The sequence below is a fragment of the Pantoea sp. Cy-640 genome (genome assembly GCF_011752635.1).
GTDB lineage: Bacteria > Pseudomonadota > Gammaproteobacteria > Enterobacterales > Enterobacteriaceae > Pantoea > Pantoea dispersa.
Genome location: NZ_VWXB01000004.1, coordinates 445,714 through 466,114, shown reverse-complemented (window position 1 = coordinate 466,114; position 20,401 = coordinate 445,714). Strand labels below are relative to the sequence as shown.

At 56.5% G+C, this 20,401-nt stretch carries 19 protein-coding genes; 7 read left to right on the top strand and 12 right to left on the bottom strand.

Annotated features, from left to right (window positions below; genetic code table 11):
- Position 1: 1 nt before the first annotated feature.
- The 8 genes from rseP to rpsB all read right to left on the bottom strand — a co-directional run bounded on the left by rseP (position 2) and on the right by rpsB (position 7,812).
- Positions 2–1,351 (bottom strand): sigma E protease regulator RseP, encoded by a 1,350-nt coding sequence (gene rseP / locus F3J36_RS13610; protein WP_058759530.1) that lies wholly within the window; start codon positions 1,349–1,351, stop codon positions 2–4.
- 12 nt (positions 1,352–1,363) lie between these two features.
- A complete protein-coding gene (cdsA, locus tag F3J36_RS13605; RefSeq protein WP_010616187.1) occupies positions 1,364–2,221 on the bottom strand; it encodes a phosphatidate cytidylyltransferase in 858 nt (285 codons plus the stop codon).
- A gap of 18 nt (positions 2,222–2,239) precedes the next feature.
- Positions 2,240–2,992 (bottom strand): (2E,6E)-farnesyl-diphosphate-specific ditrans,polycis-undecaprenyl-diphosphate synthase, encoded by a 753-nt coding sequence (ispU, locus tag F3J36_RS13600; protein ID WP_166719871.1) that lies wholly within the window; start codon positions 2,990–2,992, stop codon positions 2,240–2,242.
- A 165-nt stretch (positions 2,993–3,157) separates the two neighbouring features.
- Entirely contained in the window at positions 3,158–4,360 is a 1,203-nt protein-coding gene (gene ispC, locus F3J36_RS13595; protein WP_058774798.1) for a 1-deoxy-D-xylulose-5-phosphate reductoisomerase, read from the bottom strand.
- Positions 4,361–4,475: 115 nt separating this feature from the next.
- A complete protein-coding gene (gene frr, locus F3J36_RS13590) occupies positions 4,476–5,033 on the bottom strand; it encodes a ribosome recycling factor (RefSeq protein WP_021507488.1) in 558 nt (185 codons plus the stop codon).
- Between the two features lie 148 nt (positions 5,034–5,181).
- Positions 5,182–5,907: a UMP kinase gene (gene pyrH / locus F3J36_RS13585; protein WP_010616191.1), complete on the bottom strand. Its 726-nt coding sequence runs from the start codon at positions 5,905–5,907 to the stop codon at positions 5,182–5,184.
- 153 nt (positions 5,908–6,060) lie between these two features.
- Entirely contained in the window at positions 6,061–6,912 is an 852-nt protein-coding gene (gene tsf / locus F3J36_RS13580; RefSeq protein WP_058780470.1) for a translation elongation factor Ts, read from the bottom strand.
- 180 nt (positions 6,913–7,092) lie between these two features.
- Positions 7,093–7,812 (bottom strand): 30S ribosomal protein S2, encoded by a 720-nt coding sequence (gene rpsB / locus F3J36_RS13575; protein WP_031279692.1) that lies wholly within the window; start codon positions 7,810–7,812, stop codon positions 7,093–7,095.
- Positions 7,813–8,129: 317 nt separating this feature from the next.
- On the opposite strand from rpsB, the gene map reads away from it, so the two are divergent.
- From map to F3J36_RS13555, 4 genes are all read left to right on the top strand, one after another.
- Positions 8,130–8,924 (top strand): type I methionyl aminopeptidase, encoded by a 795-nt coding sequence (gene map, locus F3J36_RS13570; RefSeq protein WP_021507491.1) that lies wholly within the window; start codon positions 8,130–8,132, stop codon positions 8,922–8,924.
- 196 nt (positions 8,925–9,120) lie between these two features.
- Positions 9,121–11,775: a bifunctional uridylyltransferase/uridylyl-removing protein GlnD gene (gene glnD, locus F3J36_RS13565; RefSeq protein ID WP_021507492.1), complete on the top strand. Its 2,655-nt coding sequence runs from the start codon at positions 9,121–9,123 to the stop codon at positions 11,773–11,775.
- Positions 11,776–11,947: 172 nt separating this feature from the next.
- Positions 11,948–12,772 (top strand): 2,3,4,5-tetrahydropyridine-2,6-dicarboxylate N-succinyltransferase, encoded by an 825-nt coding sequence (gene dapD / locus F3J36_RS13560; protein WP_021507493.1) that lies wholly within the window; start codon positions 11,948–11,950, stop codon positions 12,770–12,772.
- 294 nt (positions 12,773–13,066) lie between these two features.
- On the top strand, positions 13,067–13,459 hold the full coding sequence (locus tag F3J36_RS13555) for a DUF3461 family protein (protein WP_010616197.1): 393 nt from the start codon (positions 13,067–13,069) through the stop codon (positions 13,457–13,459).
- 38 nt (positions 13,460–13,497) lie between these two features.
- On the opposite strand, the gene F3J36_RS13550 is transcribed toward F3J36_RS13555, so the two are convergent.
- The 3 genes from F3J36_RS13550 to dgt form a co-directional block, all read right to left on the bottom strand.
- Positions 13,498–14,655, bottom strand: a complete 1,158-nt coding sequence (locus F3J36_RS13550; protein WP_021507495.1) for a CdaR family transcriptional regulator — start codon at positions 14,653–14,655, stop codon at positions 13,498–13,500.
- Between the two features lie 201 nt (positions 14,656–14,856).
- The gene (gene degP, locus F3J36_RS13545) at positions 14,857–16,296 is read right to left on the bottom strand and encodes a serine endoprotease DegP (RefSeq protein ID WP_058759526.1); all 1,440 of its coding nucleotides are present in this window, start codon (positions 16,294–16,296) and stop codon (positions 14,857–14,859) included.
- 136 nt (positions 16,297–16,432) lie between these two features.
- Positions 16,433–17,926 carry a dGTPase gene (gene dgt, locus F3J36_RS13540; RefSeq protein ID WP_021507497.1) on the bottom strand — a complete coding sequence of 498 codons (1,494 nt, stop codon included), beginning with the start codon at positions 17,924–17,926 and terminating at the stop codon, positions 16,433–16,435.
- Between the two features lie 98 nt (positions 17,927–18,024).
- On the opposite strand from dgt, the gene mtnN reads away from it, so the two are divergent.
- The 3 genes from mtnN to F3J36_RS13525 all read left to right on the top strand — a co-directional run bounded on the left by mtnN (position 18,025) and on the right by F3J36_RS13525 (position 19,880).
- The gene (gene mtnN, locus F3J36_RS13535) at positions 18,025–18,723 is read left to right on the top strand and encodes a 5'-methylthioadenosine/S-adenosylhomocysteine nucleosidase (protein ID WP_021507498.1); all 699 of its coding nucleotides are present in this window, start codon (positions 18,025–18,027) and stop codon (positions 18,721–18,723) included.
- Entirely contained in the window at positions 18,716–19,522 is an 807-nt protein-coding gene (btuF, locus tag F3J36_RS13530; RefSeq protein ID WP_058774800.1) for a vitamin B12 ABC transporter substrate-binding protein BtuF, read from the top strand. The genes mtnN and btuF overlap by 8 nt, the downstream gene beginning before the upstream one ends.
- Positions 19,523–19,628: 106 nt before the next feature.
- Entirely contained in the window at positions 19,629–19,880 is a 252-nt protein-coding gene (locus tag F3J36_RS13525) for a hypothetical protein (RefSeq protein WP_058780468.1), read from the top strand.
- Between the two features lie 33 nt (positions 19,881–19,913).
- On the opposite strand, the gene erpA is transcribed toward F3J36_RS13525, so the two are convergent.
- Positions 19,914–20,261, bottom strand: a complete 348-nt coding sequence (gene erpA / locus F3J36_RS13520; RefSeq protein ID WP_021507501.1) for an iron-sulfur cluster insertion protein ErpA — start codon at positions 20,259–20,261, stop codon at positions 19,914–19,916.
- Positions 20,262–20,401: the final 140 nt, after the last annotated feature.

Here is a 20,401-nt window from a genome sequence, read left to right as displayed (position 1 = left end):
ATTACAGGCGAGAGAAATCATTGAAAAGTGCAAGCCCCATTAAAAGCACCAGCAAAATTGAGCCGATGCGATAACTGAAGTCCTGAACTCGCTCGGACACCGGTCCACCTTTGATCTTTTCGATCGCCAGAAAGAGCAGATGTCCACCATCTAAAACCGGCAGAGGGAACAGATTGATGATCCCTAAGTTGACGCTAATCAGCGCGAGGAACATCAGGTAATAAATCACCCCATATTCAGCTGATAATCCGGCACCCTGCGCAATCGAAATTGGCCCGCTCAGGTTATTCAGCTTGACGTCCCCGGTTATCAACTTGCCCAGCATCGAAACCGTCAGCTTCATCAGTTGCCAGGTTTTGACACCGGCTTCACCAATCGCGGCGAAAGGTCCGTACTGTTTTACCGTTTTGTACTCATCCGGCAGCGGGATCACACGCGGGATCACCCCGGCAAAACCTTCCGCTGCGTTGCCCGGTTTCGCTTCCGGCGTTAGCGTCAGCGTTAACGGTTCACCGTTACGCTCAACCTCCAGCGCCATGTTTTTGCCGGGATTATCCCGAACCTGAGCCGCAAAAACCTGCCATTGCGTTAATGGCTGACCATCGACTTTAACGATCCTGTCGCCGGCTTGCAAACCGGCAGCACTTGCCGGTGAACGCGCCTGCACTTCTGCCAGCGTGGTTTCGATTTGCGGCCCGCGCGGTCGAATACCTAAAGCGACCACCGGGTCCTGTTTGTCCGGTTCAAATTGCCAGTCACGCAGATTGAGCTGCTTCTGCTGCGTCGCCTGCTGACCAAACTGTGACACGGTCAGCGTGGCGCTGCTGTCGCCGATTTTACCAATCAGCGCCAGGCGCACAGCATCCCAGTCAGGCGTTTCGATACCGTCAACCGCTTTAAGTTCCATGCCGGAGGTAATTTGCGCTTCTGCCGCGACGGAACCGCTCATAATTTCGCCGACCACCGGGCGAACACCCGGCACACCATGGATGAACACCACCCAGTAGGCAAATACGGCAAAGATGAAATTGGCGATGGGACCGGCGGCAATGATTGAGGCACGCTGCAGCACGGTTTTATTGTTGAAGGCCTGATGACGCAGCTCAGCGGGCACACTCTCTACGCGCTCGTCGAGCATTTTGACGTAGCCACCGAGCGGAATCAGCGCGATCACGTATTCCGTGCCCTGGCGGTCAGTGCGACGCCACAGGGCTTTGCCGAAACCGATCGAGAAGCGTTCTACTTTGACACCGCAGCGACGCGCCACCCAGAAGTGGCCGAACTCGTGCACCGTAATCAGCACGCCGAGCGCCACGATAAAAGCGACAAAACTCCAGAGTATGCTCAACATCGTCGCTTATCCTCAGAGGGTGCGGAACACCAGCAGCAGCAGGCAGGCAAATACCGGCACCGCGGCTGTCAGGCTATCAATGCGATCGAGGATACCACCGTGCCCCGGAATCAGGTTACCGCTGTCTTTGATACCGGCTTCACGTTTGAACATACTTTCCGTGAGATCGCCCAGCACGGAGGCCAGCGTGGCAATCACGGCGCAGATAATCAGCGTGCCCGGCGCCACCGACAGCGGGGCCAGCAGCGCAAACAGCCAGGCGATAATCGCCGATGACAGCAGTCCGCCAAAGAAGCCTTCCCAGGTTTTGCCCGGCGAGACTTTCGGCGCCAGCTTATGCTTGCCGAACAGACGACCAAACATGTAAGCACCGGAATCCGCGCCCCAGACGAGGAACATCACGAACAGCAGCCACCAGGCGCCGGCGAAATGATCGGTGTCATAGTGATACTGGCGCAGCGCCATCATGCCCCAGAAGAACGGCACCACGGTCAGCACGCCAAACAGCAGGCGCAGCGGACGCGATGCGCGCCACAGCGCAGCGGAGGCCGGATAAAACAGCACGAGAAACAGCGCGACAATCCACCAGCCCAGCGAGGCCCAGAGCGAGCTCTCCATCTGGAACTGGTGCAGATTACGTTGATAGGGTTGCAGGGTGAACAGCATCACCGCCAGCAGCAGGCCGCATAGCACCGCCAGCCAGATACGCTGCTGACGCGTTGCCATCCCCGCCAGCTGCCCCCACTCCCAGGCGGCAAGCATGCAGATGATGATGGTGGTAATCGCAAAACCGGACAGCGGCAACCAAAACAGAGCAGCGATCACCAGCGGAATCAGAATAAACGCGGTGATCAGACGAGACTTCAGCAAAGGTTACCCCCAGGTTGCTCAGGCGCCGCCTGGTGCAGCGCCGCCATAGCGTCGCTCCCGCAGAGAGAATGCATTCAGTGCACCTTCAAAAACGTGTTCATCAAAATCAGGCCAGAGAACATCGGTAAACCAAAACTCAGCATAGGCGATCTGCCACAGCAGGAAGTTGCTGATCCGATGCTCTCCCCCGGTCCTTATCACTAAATCCACCGGCGCCAGCTCCTGCATACACAGATGCGGAGCCAGATTTTCTTCAGTTATCTGGTCAGGACGTAGCAGTCCTTCCTGAACCTGTTCAGCCAGTTTTTTTACACCCTGGATAATATCCCAACGGCCGCCATAGTTGGCAGCAATGTTGAGGGTGAGTCCATCATTTTGCTGAGTCAGTTCCTCGGCGCGGCGAATGCGTTCCTGAATGCGGTTATTGAAACGGCTGATATCACCAATAATGCGCAGACGCACATTGTGCTTGTGCAGGCTTTTGACTTCGCTGTCGAGCGCCCAGACAAACAATTCCATTAAGGCCGTCACTTCCTGTACCGGTCGGCTCCAGTTTTCACTGCTGAACGCATAGAGCGTGAGCGCTTCCAGCTTGTTGCTGACCGCAAAGCTGACGGCCCGGCGTACTGATTTTACCCCGGCTTTGTGGCCTGAAATACGCAGTTTGCCCTGATTTTTTGCCCAGCGACCATTACCATCCATAATGATGGCCACGTGACGTGGCGTGCAGTACGACCCGTCATCGATTGTATTGTGATTGTTGGACGACATAACGCGTAATAATTCCTTTCATCAGAAATGCTGTGGTTTCTGAATACATTGCGCCTGCGGCAAACGCCGGTAACCTCACCGGATGACATCGAAACAATGTCGGGCCGTAAAACGCGAGCGAGCGACTATACCATTTTCACCCTGAGCGAACAAATAGCGCCACCATCAACCGGCTAAACGAAAGCGCGGCAGCAACGCCGTAGCCCGCACGCGTGCGATCCGATCAATCTCCATCACGTCATCCACGCTGCCCGGCTCCTGACACTGCAGGGTTGCCAGCACTTCACTGTTGATGGCCGCGATATCGGTAAAGCGAATCTGATGCTGCAGAAATGCCGCTACCGCGACTTCATTGGCTGCGTTCAGCGTGGTGGTGGCCGCCTGTCCGGTTGCGCATGCATCGATTGCCAGCTTCAGGCAGGGATAGCGTGCGTAGTCCGGCTCAGCAAACGTCAGCGCCTTCATTCGGGTGAAATCAAGCGGCGTTACGCCTGCGGTAATACGTGCCGGCCAGGCCATGCTGTGGGCGATTGGCGTGCGCATATCGGGTGAACCCAGCTGTGCCAGCACGCTACCATCGCAGTATCGCACCATGGAGTGAATCACCGACTGCGGATGCAGGATGACCTCCATTTGTGCGTCGGTGGCGTTGAACAGCCAGCGGGCTTCAATGTATTCAAGACCTTTATTCATCATGGTGGCCGAATCAACGGAGATTTTACGCCCCATTGACCAGTTCGGATGCGCACAGGCCTGATCTGGCGACATAGCGGCCAGCTCGGCTAATGGCGTGTCACGAAAAGGACCACCCGATCCCGTAAGGAGAATCGACTCGATGCCATTCTCCCGCAGATCAGCGTACCCCAACTGATGCTGTATGGAAGCGGGCAAACTCTGAAAAATGGCGTTGTGCTCGCTGTCGACCGGCAGCAGCTGCGCCTGATGCTGGCGTACCGCCTCCATAAACAAACGGCCGCATGTGACAAGCGATTCTTTATTGGCAAGCAGGACGGTTTTGCCAGCGCGAATGGCGGCCAGCGTCGGTTGTAAACCGGAAGCGCCCACAATAGCGGCCATCACCTGATCGACCTCATCCAGTGCGGCCAGTTCGCAGGCGGCCTGAACGCCGGAGAGCACTTCCGTATCGATGTTGAGTGCTTTCAGTCGTTCACGCAGCGCCGCAGCGGAAGCGTCGTCGGACATCGCCGCGTAGCGCGGTTTAAATTGCTGACACTGTTCGGCCATCAGCGCCACATTCTGACCAGCCACCAGCGCAGTCACCTGATAGCGCTCAGGATGCGCTGCCACTACCGCCAGCGTGCTGGTGCCAATTGAGCCGGTCGAACCCAGCAGAGTTAATCGCTTCATGGTGCTGTCCCTGTGAAGTCGTGGTGCGCGCCCGCGCGTACGGCGGGCACAATGTAAAACGCCGCCAGAGTCGTACTACGTCTCTGAACGGCGTTTTGTCAGGCAAATGACGGAATCAGAATTCCATCAGTTCCTTCTCTTTCTCGGCCAGCGCCGCATCAACGTGCTTGATGCGAACGTCAGTCATTTTCTGGATCTCGTCCTGCGAGCGACGTTCGTCGTCTTCGCTGATCTCTTTGTCTTTCAGCAGCGCCTTGATCTTGTCGTTCGCGTCACGGCGCACGTTGCGCACGGAAACACGGCCCTGCTCGGCTTCGCCACGCACAACCTTGATCAGATCTTTACGACGCTCTTCGGTCAGCGCAGGCAGTGGAACACGGATGTCGCTACCGGCTGAGCTTGGGTTGAGGCCGAGGTCAGAAGCCATGATGGCTTTCTCGACTGCCGGACCCATTGAGCGATCGAACACGTTGATTTTCAGCGTGCGTGAATCTTCAACGGTGACGCTGGCCAGCTGACGCAGCGGCGTTGGCGTACCGTAATATTCCACAACGATGCCGTCGAGCAGTGAAGGCGAAGCACGACCGGTGCGCACTTTGCTGATGGTGTTTTTGAATGCTTCCACGCATTTGTCCATGCGCGTTTCAGCATCTTTTTTAATATCGTTAATCACGTTGAAACCCTTGGATTCGGTTTGACCTGGCCACTTCCGGACGCAGCGGAACGGAAACGGTATCGATAAACATCGATCATCCTGAATGCTGCGCGACAGCAGTGCAGCGCGCCAACAGAATATACCTTATTTTATCCTGCGTCGGGTATTAATGCGTAATCAGGGTGCCTTCTTTTTCACCCATCACTACGCGACGCAGCGCGCCAGGCTTGTTCATATTGAAGACGCGGATCGGCAGTTGATGGTCGCGCGCCAGCGTAAAGGCGGCCAGATCCATCACTTTCAGCTCTTTTTCCAGCACTTCACCGTAGGTCAGCTGTTCATACAGCGTGGCATCCGGATTTTTCACCGGGTCGGCTGAGTAGACGCCGTCGACCTTGGTAGCTTTCAGTACCACGTCCGCTTCGATTTCGATGCCGCGCAGGCAGGCCGCTGAGTCGGTGGTAAAGAACGGGTTGCCGGTACCGGCAGAGAAAATCACCACGCGGTTATTGCGCAGCAGGCTGATGGCTTCTGCCCAGCTGTAGTTATCACACACGCCGTTCAGCGGAATCGCCGACATCAGGCGCGCGTTGACGTACGCACGGTGCAGTGCGTCACGCATTGCCAGGCCGTTCATCACGGTCGCCAGCATCCCCATGTGGTCGCCGACCACGCGGTTCATACCTGCCTGCGCCAGACCCGCGCCACGGAACAGGTTACCGCCACCAATTACCACACCCACCTGAATGCCCAGCTCAACCAGCTCTTTCACCTCTTGCGCCATACGGTCAAGCACGCTCGCGTCGATACCAAAACCTTCGGCACCCTGCAGTGCTTCGCCGCTCAGTTTCAGTAAGATACGTTGATATACAGGTTTTGCGTTGGTCGCCATGGTCAATTCTTCCTGGAAGATAAGATGAATGAGAAGTTAAATCTGATCGATCATCCGCTTAGCGCGTGAGAAAAGCTATTGGGATGAGACTGAAAATTGCTGCGCCAAAACGCAGACAAAAAAGAACCGCCTCTCGGCGGTTCCTGCAAACCATTAAGACTGTTTGGACATGGCAGCAACTTCGGCTGCAAAGTCAGATTCGACTTTCTCAATGCCTTCGCCCACTTCGAAGCGGATGAAGTTGATCACGTCAGCGCCTTTCTCTTTCAGCGCCTGGCCAACAGTTTTGCTCGGATCGATAACGAAAGCCTGACCGGTCAGAGAGACTTCGCCGGTGAATTTCTTCATACGGCCTTCAACCATCTTCTCTGCGATCTCTTTTGGCTTGCCAGACTGCATCGCGATGTCCAGCTGAACCTGGTACTCTTTCTCAACCACGTCAGCAGAAACGTCTTCTGGCTTCACGAACTCTGGCTTGCTGGCAGCAACGTGCATCGCAATCTGCTTGCTCAGCTCTTCATCAGCGCCGGTGGTAGAAACCAGTACGCCGATACGTGCGCCGTGCAGATAGCCGTTCAGCTCAGCACCTTCGAGCACAGCAACACGACGGATGTTGATGTTCTCACCGATTTTCGCAACCAGTGCCACGCGCTCTTCTTCGAACTGCGCTTTCAGAACTTCCACATCAGTCACTTTACCGGCAGCAGCAGCGTCCAGCACTTTGTCAGCAAAGGCCTGGAAACCGGCATCTTTTGCCACGAAGTCAGTCTGGCAGTTCACTTCCAGAATCACGGCGTAGCCGTCAGCGATTTTGGTTTTGATCACGCCGTCAGCAGCCACGTTGCCTGCTTTCTTAGCAGCTTTGATCGCACCAGACTTACGCATGTTCTCGATCGCCAGCTCAATGTCGCCGTTCGCTTCGGTCAGCGCTTTTTTGCAGTCCATCATGCCTGCGCCAGTACGCTCGCGCAGTTCTTTTACCAGTGCAGCGGTAATTTCAGCCATTCCAGAATCCTCGATTCGTCTCGCAGTGCTTTCACACTGTCAGAAACTTGTTGCGGAAAATTTACTTGCCCCGCCAGCCCGAACAGGGTGCGTGACTAAGTGAGATAAATAAAGGGGCCTTCACGGCCCCTTAACAGATCACATCTGATGTCTAAGGGCTCTCAGAAAGAGCGAACCTTATTAAGCTTCAGCAGCTTCTTCAGCCTGCTCAGCCAGGTCCTGTGAACGGCCTTCGCGCACGGTAGTGGCAACGGCAGTCAGGTACAGGCTTACAGCACGGATCGCATCGTCGTTACCTGGGATAACGAAATCAACGCCGTCTGGATCAGAGTTAGTATCAACGATAGCAAATACCGGGATACCCAGGTTGTTTGCTTCTTTGATTGCGATGTGTTCGTGGTCAGCGTCAACAACGAACAGTGCATCCGGCAGACCGCCCATATCTTTGATACCGCCCAGGCTGTTTTCCAGCTTGGCCAGCTCACGAGCACGCATCAGTGCTTCTTTCTTGGTCAGTTTGTCGAAAGTACCGTCCTGAGACTGAGTTTCCAGATCTTTCAGGCGTTTGATTGACTGACGAACGGTTTTCCAGTTGGTCAGCATACCACCCAGCCAGCGGTGGTTAACGAAGAACTGGTCGCAGCTCAGTGCAGACTCTTTTACCGCTTCGGCAGCAGCGCGCTTGGTACCAACAAACAGAATCTTACCTTTACGGGAAGAGATCTTGTTCAGCTCAGCCAGGGCTTCGTTGAACATTGGTACGGTTTTCTCAAGGTTGATGATGTGAACTTTGTTACGCGCACCGAAAATGAATGGCTTCATTTTTGGGTTCCAGTAACGGGTCTGGTGACCGAAGTGAACACCAGCCTTGAGCATGTCGCGCATGGAAACAGTTGCCATGATTACCTCTAAAAGTTTGTTTGGGGTTGGGCCTCCATGTATCCCATACAACCGACCTCTTACGAGGCACCCCGGCGTACGTGTCGATACATGTGTGTTTTAGTACACATAATGAGATTTATGCGTTTCCTGCCCTCTCATACGAGGTGACAGAGAATCGTCGGCGCGCTTTATACCACAATGCGCAGGAATACGCCAACAGTTGTTAACATGAGCGGCACGCTGTAATCCCGATTTGGCAGCCTATTTGCTGACTGCTAACATGACTGCCACAGAACTCATTATTGTCGAAAATTGCGGCGATTGCGGATTATTTAATGGCCATTTCAATCAAAACCCCAGAAGAAATCGAAAAAATGCGCGTGGCGGGCCGTCTGGCTGCAGAAGTGCTGGAGATGATCGCTCCACACGTCGTGCCGGGCGTCACCACCGGCGAGCTTGACCGTCTGTGCCACCAGCACATCACCGAAAAGCAGCAGGCCATTTCAGCCTGTCTCGGCTACCACGGCTTCCCGAAATCGGTGTGTATTTCGGTCAACGAAGTGGTATGTCACGGTATTCCCAGCGACGATCGCGTGCTGAAAGACGGCGATATCGTTAACGTCGACGTCACGGTGATCAAAGATGAATACCATGGTGATACGTCAAAGATGTTCATCGTCGGTAAACCGACGATTCAGGGCGAGCGCCTGTGCCGGGTTACGCAGGAGAGCCTGTACATTGCGCTGCGTCTGGTGAAGCCGGGCATTCGCCTGCGTGAACTGGGCCGGGCGATTCAGAAATACGTGGAAGCACAGGATTTTTCCGTGGTTCGCGAGTATTGCGGACACGGCATCGGTAAAGGCTTCCATGAAGAGCCGCAGGTGCTGCATTACGATGCCGACGACAGCGGCGTGGTGCTGCAGGCTGGCATGACGTTTACCGTCGAACCGATGGTAAACGCCGGTGATTATCGCATCCGCACCATGAAAGATGGCTGGACGGTGAAAACCAAAGATCGCAGCTTGTCCGCACAGTATGAGCATACTATTGTGGTGACGGAAAACGGCTGTGAAATCCTGACGCTGCGCGCCGACGACACTATTCCAGCGGTGCTGGAAAACAACGCGTAACGCTCGTCATCAGGATAACAGGCCGGCTCAAAACGAACGCCTGTCAGTTTAGGTTCACCATCCCTGCACCTCCCGTAGCGGCGCCATCAGTTGCGCGTTAACCCGCGCCGCTACTGCGGTGATGTCACGGACGGTGGCTAACTGAACGGCATCACGGCGTTAAGCCCGCTTTTTATGGCGCAGAAGAGGCATGTTGATGAGTGGTAGCGTGACCGAAGCAGTACACAAAGGCCTGACCGATTCCCCCGCCAGCTGGCCAGACGACGCGCTGACGCGCGACAAACTCAAACAGTATCTTGAACAGTTCCAGCAGCATCTGGGCAGCGCTTTTGACGCCGGCAGCGATATTGAATCACTGATTGATGCGCGCACGCTGTTTATCGATCGCCTGCTGCGCCGGCTATGGCGACTGTTTGGCTTTGACCAGATGAAAGAGATTGCGCTGGTGGCGGTGGGCGGCTATGGCCGCGGTGAGCTGCATCCGCTGTCGGACATCGACGTGCTGATCCTGAGCCGTCAGCCACTGGACGAAGCTGCCGCGCAGCGCACCTCAGAATTACTGACGCTGATGTGGGATCTCAAGCTGGAGGTCGGCCACAGCGTACGCACGCTGGAAGAGTGTTTGCTGGAGGGCTTGTCGGATCTCACCGTCGCCACCAACCTGATTGAGTCGCGCATGCTGACCGGCGACGTGGCGCTGTTTCTCGAACTGCAAAAGAATATCTTCAGCGACGGTTTCTGGCCGTCGTCACGCTTCTTCGCCGCCAAAATTGAGGAGCAGCTGGAACGCCATCAGCGCTATCACGGCACCAGCTACAACCTCGAACCGGATATCAAAAGCAGCCCGGGCGGGCTGCGCGACATTCATACTCTGCAGTGGGTCGCGCGCCGCCACTTTGGCGCCACCACCATGGATGAGATGGTCGGCTTTGGCTTTCTCACTGAAGCCGAACGCAATGAGATCAATGAGTGCCAGGAATTTCTCTGGCGCATCCGTTTCGCGCTGCACCTGACGCTGCCGCGCTACGATAACCGCTTACTGTTCGATCGCCAGCTCAACGTGGCACAGCGCCTCAACTATGGCGGCGAAGGCAATGAGCCGGTTGAGCGCATGATGAAAGATTTCTATCGCGTCACGCGCCGTATCGGCGAGCTGAACCAGATGCTGCTGCAGCTGTTTGACGAAGCCATTCTGGCGCTGTCGACCACCGAGAAGCCGCGCAGCATCGATGAGGATTTTCAGCTGCGCGGTAATCTGATTGACCTGCGCGATCCCACGCTGTTTGAGCGCGAGCCGCAGGCGATTCTGCGCATGTTTTACGTGATGGTGCGTAACGAAACCATCACCGGCATCTATTCCACCACGCTGCGCCAGCTGCGCTACGCCCGCCGTCATCTGCAACAGCCGCTGTGTCAGATCCCCGAAGCGCGCCGCACCTTTATGGCGATTCTGCGCCATCCAGGCGCGGTAAAGCGCGCGCTGCTGCCGATGCATCGCCACAGCGTACTGTGGGCTTATACGCCGCTGTGGGGCAATATTGTCGGCCAGATGCAGTTCGACCTGTTCCATGCCTACACCGTGGATGAGCACACCATCCGCGTGTTGCAGAAGCTGGAAAGTTTTGCCGACGAAGCCACGCGCCCGATGCACCCGCTGTGCGTCGAGCTGTGGCCGCGCCTGCCGCAGCCGGAGCTGCTGCTGATGGCTGCGCTGCTGCACGATATCGCTAAAGGGCGCGGCGGCGACCACTCGATTCTCGGCGCGCAGGACGCGCTGGACTTTGCTGAGCTGCACGGCCTCAATTCGCGCGAAATGCAGCTGGTGGCGTGGCTGGTGCGTCATCACCTGCTGATGTCGGTGACTGCTCAGCGTCGCGACATTCAGGACCCCACGGTGATTCAGCAGTTTGCTGAAGTGATGCAAAATGAAAACCGGCTGCGCTATCTGGCCTGCCTGACAGTTGCCGACATCTGTGCCACCAATGAAAGCCTGTGGAACAGCTGGAAACAGAGCCTGCTACGTGAGCTGTTCTTCGCCACCGAAAAACAGCTGCGCCGCGGTATGGAGAACAGCCCGGATCTGCGCGAGCGCGTGCGTCATCACCGGCTGCAGGCGCTGGCGCTGCTGCGCATGGAAAATCTCAACGAAGAGCGCCTGCACCATATCTGGAGCCGCTGCCGCGCCGACTACTTCCTGCGCCATACGCCCAACCAGCTGGCGTGGCACGCGCGGCATCTGATCAATCATGACCTCAGCAAACCGCTGGTGCTGGTGAGCCCGCAGGCCACGCGCGGCGGCACCGAGATCTTCATCTGGAGCCCGGATCGCCCGTACCTGTTTGCCGCCGTAGCCGGAGAGCTCGACCGCCGTAATCTGAGCGTGCACGATGCGCAGATCTTTACCAGCCGCGACGGCATGGCCATGGACACCTTTATTGTGCTGGAGCCGGACGGCAGTCCGCTGGCAGCGGATCGCCATCCGCTGATTATTCAGGCGCTGGAGCAGGCGATCACCCAAACGCAGTGGGTGCCACCGCGTACGCGCCGGCCGTCGTCACGTCTGAAACACTTCAGCGTCGATACCGAAGTCAACTTTTTGCCCACCCATACCGACCGCCGCAGCTATCTGGAGCTGGTGGCGCTGGACCAGCCAGGTTTGCTGGCGCGCGTGGGCGAAGTGTTTGCTGACCTCGGTGTTTCGCTGCACGGCGCCCGCATCAGTACCATCGGCGAACGGGTGGAGGATTTGTTCATCCTTGCCAACAGCGAACGACGTGCGCTGGATGCCGAAATGCGCTCCGTGCTGCAACAACGGTTGACAGAGGTACTTAATCCAAACGATAAAATGTGACCCGGCTTCCATTCTTCACGTTGCCGATGCATTGGCCTGGTGACCCGACCCATCCGTGGATCTCGCTCCGATAGGCGCGCCACCGTTCTGCAGCATGAAGGATGTTTGCCCGATAATTTTACTCTGCACGCCAGCTGGCGTGCATCCGCAATGACAGACTCAGGAATTAAATATGCAACAGTTACAGAGCGTTATCGAATCTGCCTTTGAACGCCGCGCCGACATTACGCCGACCAGCGTGGACAGCGCCACCCGTGAAGCGATCAACCAGGTGATTGGCCTGCTGGACAGCGGTGAACTGCGCGTGTCAGAAAAGATCAACGGCGAATGGGTAACGCATCAGTGGCTGAAAAAAGCGGTACTGCTGTCGTTCCGTATCAACGACAACCAGGTGATCGACGGAGCAGAGACCCGCTTCTACGACAAAGTGCCGATGAAATTTGCCGGCTGGGATGAAGCGCGCTTTAAAAGCGCCGGCTTCCGCGTCGTGCCACCGGCGGCGGTGCGTCAGGGTGCATTCATCGCGCGCAACACCGTGCTGATGCCGTCCTATGTCAACATCGGTGCGTATGTCGATGAAGGCACCATGGTAGATACCTGGGCCACTGTCGGCTCCTGTGCGCAGATTGGTAAAAACGTGCACCTGTCCGGCGGCGTTGGCATCGGCGGCGTGCTGGAACCGCTGCAGGCCAATCCAACTATCATCGAAGATAACTGCTTTATCGGTGCCCGTTCTGAGATCGTTGAAGGCGTGATCGTCGAAGAAGGTTCGGTGATCTCCATGGGCGTTTACATCGGCCAGAGCACCAAAATTTATGACCGTGAAACCGGCGAAGTGCACTACGGCCGCGTACCGGCGGGTTCGGTGGTGGTTTCCGGTAACCTGCCGTCTAAAGATGGCAGCTACAGCCTGTACTGTGCGGTGATCGTGAAGAAAGTCGACGCCAAAACGCTGGCAAAAACCGGCATCAACGAACTGCTGCGCACCATCGATTAAGTTTTTTCTTCCCGCTTATTTTTATGCCCACGGGCCTGTATTCAGGCCCGTCATTTTTTCTTTACACTCCTGCCGCTATTACCTGTTTCGCGCCGCGAATTAACAGGTGCGTTTGTTTTTCAAACAGGTCATAATCCGCGCCAGTTAACTCCGGTCGCGCACTGTTCATCCCGGTTTTTGTGTCTACAGTTGATTAAGTATGCCGTAAGCGTTCGGTTCGTTGCGCTTATTACGCAGCCGAATGATAATGATAATCCTGCGCGCTCACTCACTCTCAGATGGAATATAAACGCTATGTACGACAACCTGAAAAGCTTAGGTATCAGCAATCCTGAAGACATTGACCGCTACAGCCTGCGTCAGGAAGCCAACAACGACATCCTGAAAATCTACTTCCGCAAAGACAAGGGCGAGTTCTTCGCCAAAAGCGTGAAGTTTAAATACCCGCGTCAGCGCAAAACCGTGGTGGCCGATCACACCACCCAGGGTTATAAAGAGATTCAGGAAATCAGCCCTAACCTGCGTTACGTGATCGACGAACTGGATCAGATCTGCCAGCGCGATCAGGTAGAAGTGGATCTGAAGCGCAAAATCCTCGCCGATCTGCGCCATCTGGAGAACGTGGTGTCGAACAAAATCGCCGAAATCGAATCCGATCTCGATCAGCTGACCCGCAACGGTCGCTAATTCCCGCCGCTTCTCAGGCCAGCCAGTGCTGGCCTTTTTTATGCCTGCTCATCAAGCTGCAGCGCCACATACAGCAGCAGCCGATCGTCGAAGTTCGCCAGATTAAGGCCGGTCAGTTCCGAGATGCGGTTCAGGCGGTACTCCAGCGTATTGCGATGAATAAACAGCGCGCGCGCTGTGGCGCTCGGCTGCACGTTATGGCTGAACCACGCAACCAGCGTGCGCCGCAGCAAACCGTTATTGTCCATGCTCTTCAGTTTTGCCAGCGGACGTGCCAGCTCGCTGGCCTGCCAGCCGCCGCGCAGGCTATCCAGCAGCACTGGCAGCACCAGATCCTGATAGAAGAAGCTCCGCTGCTGCGGCATGCGCTGTTTGCCCACCATCATGGTGGTGCGGGCGGTGCGGTAAGAGCGCGCAATGCTGCCGGGCCCGGTAAAGAAATTGCCGAGCGCGATGCGCATCCGCACCTGACCGCTCTCTTTCATACGCTGCAGCAGTTGATCGACGCGGCGGCGATGATCGTCCTGATCGTAACGGCCATGGGCATTCAGCGCTGGCTTCAGCACCACCATTTCGGTGAGCGAAACAATGGCGATCAGGTTGTCGCGATCGGGCGTGGTCAGCAGCGTCTGTAATTGCTGCAGCTCCGACATCGCGCTATCGACCCCCAGCTGTCCGCTGTCCACTTCCACCACCGCCACCACGCGAGGCTGATTGAGATCGATGCCCAGTCGCTGCGCCCATTCGTTCAGCGCTGGCGACAGCGTATCGCTGCGGATCAGGTTCAGCACCAGCTCCTCACGCAGGCGGCTGTCCTGCGCCAGCATATGCAGCAGGCGCGCCTGTTCCAGCATCATCTCTGCCGTCATGCACACCAGCTCGCCGTAATGGCGTAACGTGCTGGGCTGGCCGGTGAGGCCAATCACGCCGACGATGTCGCCGTCAATGCGCAGCGGCAAATTGATGCCCGGCCGCACGCCGTGCAGGTGTTTAGCTACCGCTTCGTCAATATCAACCACCCTGCCCTGAGACAGCACCAGCAGCGCGCCCTCGTGCAATTCGCCAATACGCTCGCGATCGCCACTGCCAATAATGCGGCCGCGCGCATCCATCACATTGACATTGCTGTCGATAATTTTCATGGTGCGGGCAACGATATCCTGAGCCAGTCGCGCATCAAGATGATAGGTGGCCATCAAACACTCCAGAATTCGGGACGAACCGACAGAATACGCATCCCGATTGCCCCTGGCATTGTGCAACTGCACATAGCCGCAGGGCGATTACCGGAATTGCGGCAGCGGTCACACTGGAAAGGCACAGATGACTGGGGGCGCAGCAGCATACAGGCAATAAAAAAGGCGAGCCGAAGCTCGCCTGAGAGACCAATAAAAGGATTACTGCATCAGCAGATAGAGGCTGCTGTCGCCGCGCTTGACGTTGAGCGCCAGCACCGACGGTTTGGTGTCGAGGATTTTACGCAGCTCGCCAAGGTTGCTTACCGCCTGCTGGTTCACACCGAGGATCACATCGCCTTTCTTCAGGCCGATACGTGCCGCTGCGCTGCCGGCTTTCACGCTGTCCACGCGCACGCCCTTCTGGCCGTTGCTGTCGACGTTGCTGAGATCGGCGCCTTCAATGCCGGTGTAAATCGTCGCGGACTGCACTTTATCCTGTGAGCTCTGCTGCAGCTCAACCGTCACGTTCAGCGGTTTGCCGTCGCGCAGCAGGCCCAGCTGCAGTTTGGTGCCGACCGGCAGCGAGCCGACTTCCGCACGCAGCGCCGCAAAGCTGGTCAGCGCTTTACCGTTCATGGAAACCACCACATCGCCCGCTTTCACGCCGGCTTTCGCCGCCGCGGAGTTTGGCAGCACCTGGCTGACAAAGGCGCCGCGCTGCGCATCCACTTTCATCGCTTTAGCCAGCTCGGAGTTGAGCTCGGTGCCCATAATGCCCAGCTCGCCGCGTTTCACCTGGCCATACTCCACCATCTGCGCGGTCAGGTTTTTCACCATGGAACTCGGGATGGCAAAGCCGATACCGATATTGCCGCCGTCCGGTGCGAGGATCGCGGTGTTAATACCGATCAGCTCGCCGTTCAGGTTAACCAGCGCACCGCCGGAGTTGCCGCGGTTGATGGCGGCATCGGTCTGGATAAAGTTTTCGTAATTTTCGACGTTAAGGCCGCTGCGCCCCAGCGCCGAGACGATGCCAGACGTGACCGTTTCGCCCAGGCCGTACGGGTTACCGATGGCCACGGTGTAATCACCGACGCGCAGATTGTCGGAGTCTGCGATCTTAATTGCCGTCAGGTTTTTCGCATCCTGCAGCTGGATCAGCGCGATGTCAGACTGCGGATCTTTGCCGATGACCTTAGCATCGTAGCGACGGCCATCGCTCAGCTGTACCTGAATTTTGGTGGCGTTATCTACCACGTGGTTGTTGGTAACCACATAGCCTTTGTCGGCGTTGATGATTACGCCGGAACCCAGCGCGCGGAACTGCTGCTTCTGCGCGTTGGCGCCATCGTCGCTACCGTCACCGCCGCCGCCCTGGCACATGGGTGAACCCTGGAACGGCGATCCGTCCTGACAGAACGGGGAATTATCGCCAAAGAATTGCTGGAACTGCTGCGGCATGCGCGGGGTTTTCACCGTGGTGCTGCCTTCCACGCTGATACTGACCACGGAAGGCATCACTTTTTCCAGCATGGGTGCCAGGCTGGGCAGTTGCTGACTGGAGGAAGACGCTGTCTCCGCCGCGAAAACACTGACAGGGCTTAACGCCATGCCCAGACTAAGCGCCAGCGCACTTAACATTAATGTGCTTTTTTTCATTCGTCTGTGTCTCTCTGAAATTAACGTGCAGACCATTGCTGTGGTCGTGATGATGAGATTAAGTTTTTAGCGCGAAGTTCCTGATAAAGTATTGGGTAAAGGTAAAAATTTATTCTTCGTCTTTACAAAACTGCGCTTATTCCACCGCCATCAACCGACGATACTCATCCCAGGCGTAATTGTCCGTCATCCCGCTGATATAGTCCTGAATCAGCCGCGAGCGATAATAACGTTCCCATAACAATCGCTGATATTTATGCTGCACCACCAGGTTACGCATCTGTTGCTGATAAGCTTTGCGATGTTTACCGGAAAGTTTATGAAACAGTCGGGTTTCGATCGGATGTTTCGCGAGAAAATCCTCATTCATTAACGTGGTAAACTGTTCATAATCGAGCTGCATCAGCGACTGATAAATTTCCAGTAATCCTTTAATGACCCGATAACCCTGTAATTCCAGCTGCTCAACTTCAGGGTGATTAAACACCTGCTGGCGCGCCACGGTTTTAAATAATTTTAACAGGCGCCCTTCATCACCGTCGTCTTCCAGCAGCGCATGGTTAAAGTTGCCGGCAAAAATGGCAGGTAAATTATCAACAAAGCGGCGCACCGCATGGCTGACCAGCACGCTCTGGACGTTAACCCGCAGCGACATGAAAAATTGATCGCTAATACTGCGGCGCTTTTTCTGATTCGCCTCTTTCCACGCTTCATTAATGGTGCGGCTAAACGCGTCGCCAGGTTTCACCGGGCCCCAGGCGTTGAGCAAAGAATGATAGAGCGTATCGACGGTGAAGATGTCTTTTTCTACGGCGTCATCGAGGTCGGCAATACAATAGGAGATATCGTCAGCCGCTTCCATTATCCAGGTCAGCGGATAACGGTGGTGCTCAGGTATATCCGTTGCCGCGCGGAGATCGGCCACATATTCACGTTCGGATAAATAGAAACCCGGCTTTTTCATTAATACGCTGAACTCCGCCGGCTTATCGCCCTGCCACCACGCCGGCGCGGTGTATTTTAAAATACACGCTACCTGCGCATAGCTAAGATTTAGCTGCAGCAGGGTATGCACCAGCCGAATGGCCTGCGCATTCCCTTCGAAATGGCACAAATCCTGACGAATCATTGCATTTAACCGGTCGAAATCGGCACGCTGCGCGTCATCCGCCACGCCCGCCACCAGCGGATCCACCAGTTCGGCCGGCAGGTTGTCATCAAACCAGTCATTGATCGCCGCTTCACCAAAATGGCCAAACGGCGGGTTGCCGACGTCGTGCAGCAGGCAGGCCATCTCCACCAGGCTCTCGACCGCGCCCTCAAAGCCATCGAGGCCGTAAGCTGCCAGCCCGCCGCCCTGGGTTTTCAGCGTATGCAGAATCTCTTTGGTGATGTAACGCCCGGTTTGCTGCACCTCAAGCGAATGGGTCAGGCGCGAGCGCACGGCCGCATTCCGCTCCAGCGGAAACACCTGGGTTTTTTGTTGCAAACGGCGAATCGCGGCAGAATTAATAATGCGTCCACGATCGCTTTCAAAGTGGCGGGTAATAAAGTATTCGCCTTCGGGATCTTTGCGGCTGGTATAAGGGCGGGTGAAACTGATCTTCTTCCTGAAATTGATCGTCGCCATTGTTACCCCTTATTTTTTCCTGAATTGATCCCCATTGAGCCATGTTAGACTATGCCTCACTTTAGCCTTATACATCCATAACTACAGCGAGATTCTTTATGAAAGCAGGCATTATTGGCGCGATGGAGCAGGAAGTCACACTGCTGCGTGACAAAATTGAAAACCGTCAGACGCTGACGCTGGCCGGCTGCGAAATTTACACCGGTACGCTCAACGGCGTTGAGGTGGCTCTGCTGAAATCGGGCATCGGCAAAACCGCGGCGGCGCTGGGTACCACGCTGCTGCTGGAGCTGTGCAAACCGGATCTGGTGATCAACACCGGTTCCGCAGGCGGTCTGGCACCAACCCTGCAGGTGGGCGATATCGTGGTGTCCGATGAAGTGCGTTATCACGATGCCGATGTCACCGCTTTTGGCTATGAGCCTGGTCAGATGGCGGGCTGCCCGGCGGCGTTTGTCGCGGACAGCGCGCTGATTGCCGCCGCAGAGCAGGTGATCAAACAGCTGGATCTCAACGCGGTGCGCGGTCTGGTGGTCAGCGGTGACGCCTTTATTAATGGCGCCGCACCGCTGGAGCGTATCCGCAGCACCTTCCCGCAGGCGATTGCGGTAGAGATGGAAGCCACGGCGATTGGTCACGTTTGCCATCAGTTTAAGGTGCCGTTCGTGGTGGTACGCGCTATTTCTGACGTGGCCGATAAAGCGTCGCATCTGAGTTTCGAAGAGTTCCTCAGCGTGGCGGCTAAACAGTCGTCGCTGATGGTGGAAAACCTGCTGGCTCAGCTGGCGCGTGGCTAAATATCTGCTGCTCGGGCTGTGGCTGCTGTGCCACAGCCTGCTGGCCGCACCGCGCGTCATTACCCTGTCGCCGCATCTCACTGAACTGGCGTTTGCCGCCGGCATCACGCCAGTGGCGGTGAGCGCCTGGTCAGACTATCCCGCCGCTGCTCGCCAGCTGGAGCAGGTGGCGAACTGGCAGGGCATTCGCGTTGAACGCATTGTGCAGCTCAGACCGGATGTGGTGCTGGCCTGGCGCGGCGGCAATCCACTGCGCCAGGTGGAGCAGCTGCAGCGTCTGGGCATCCATGTGGAATGGATCGATCCGCAATCACTCGACCAGATGATTGACGCGCTGGCGGCGCTGCAGCGCTGGAGCCCACAGCCCCAGCGGGCCACCGCGGCCGCACAGGCGTTACACCAGCAGCTGCAGACGCTGCGTCAGCGCTATCAGCAGCAAACGCCGGTGCCGCTGTTTCTGCAGTTTGGCCAGCAGCCGCTGTTTACCGCCGCGCGCAGCACGCTGCAGAATGAGGTCATCACCCTGTGCGGCGGTCGCAATATCTTTGCTGACAGCAGTGTGAGCTGGCCTCAGGTGAGCCGGGAGCAGGTGCTGACGCGGCACCCGCAGGCGATTGTCACGGGCGGTGATGCCAGCCGCGCCGCCAGCGTCGCGCGCTTCTGGCAGCCGCAGCTTAACGTGCCGGTGATTGCGCTTAACGATGACTGGCTGAGCCGGCCGGGTCCGCGCCTGCTGCTGGCGGCAAAACAATTGTGCGAAGCTTTACATCCGACGAAAAATAAAGCATTACCAGACTAAAGATTCGACGATTTATGTCGAAAATCAAATAACAAGGCACAGCGGCCACGTATGCTCTGTGCCCTTTTAGCGCGTAGCGCACTTTTGACATCACCAGGATTTCACCATGACCAGAGCGCTGCTGCTGGCCATAGGGCTGATCGTGGCTGCACCGATCGGTGCGGCAACCACCACGGGCTCTATCGCCGTCTCGCTAACGATTTTCTCCCGCTGCGATATCTCACGCCCGAGTGAGCAGACGCTGCCGTCTGTTGACTGTGGCCGGCATTTCAGCGCGCAGCCGCGCGTGACACAAAGCGTACTGAACCGCGATGCGATGCGCCGTGAAACGGCTCGCTTAGTGACAATTGAGTGGTAAATCATGGCTGCCAGAACGGCAGCCAGCCCAGCATCAGATGCTGAAAGAGGAGCCGCAGCCGCAGGTGGTTTTGGCGTTGGGATTGGTCACGATAAAGCGGGAACCTTCCAGACCTTCGGTGTAGTCAACCGATCCACCCACCAGATACTGCAAGCTCATCGGGTCAACTACCAGCGCCACACCCTGCTTCTCGATGGTCATGTCGCCGTCATTCATTTGATCGTCAAAAGTAAAACCATACTGGAAGCCACTGCAGCCCCCGCCGGTGATGTATACGCGCAGTTTCAGCGCCGGATTCTCTTCATCCGCAATCAGGTTTTTTACTTTTTTCGCTGCTGCATCGGTGAACTGCAGAGGCAGCGCGGCTACGTCGTCACTCATCTTTTACTCCGGGTAAACGTCCAGGTCAGAAAACGACCTCAATTTCGCTATTATCTGCCAGCCGTCCAGTGCAATCAAGTAGCGCCCTTGACACTGTGTGCCGCCAGTTATGGCATAAAGTATAGCAATGTCGCAGGCGC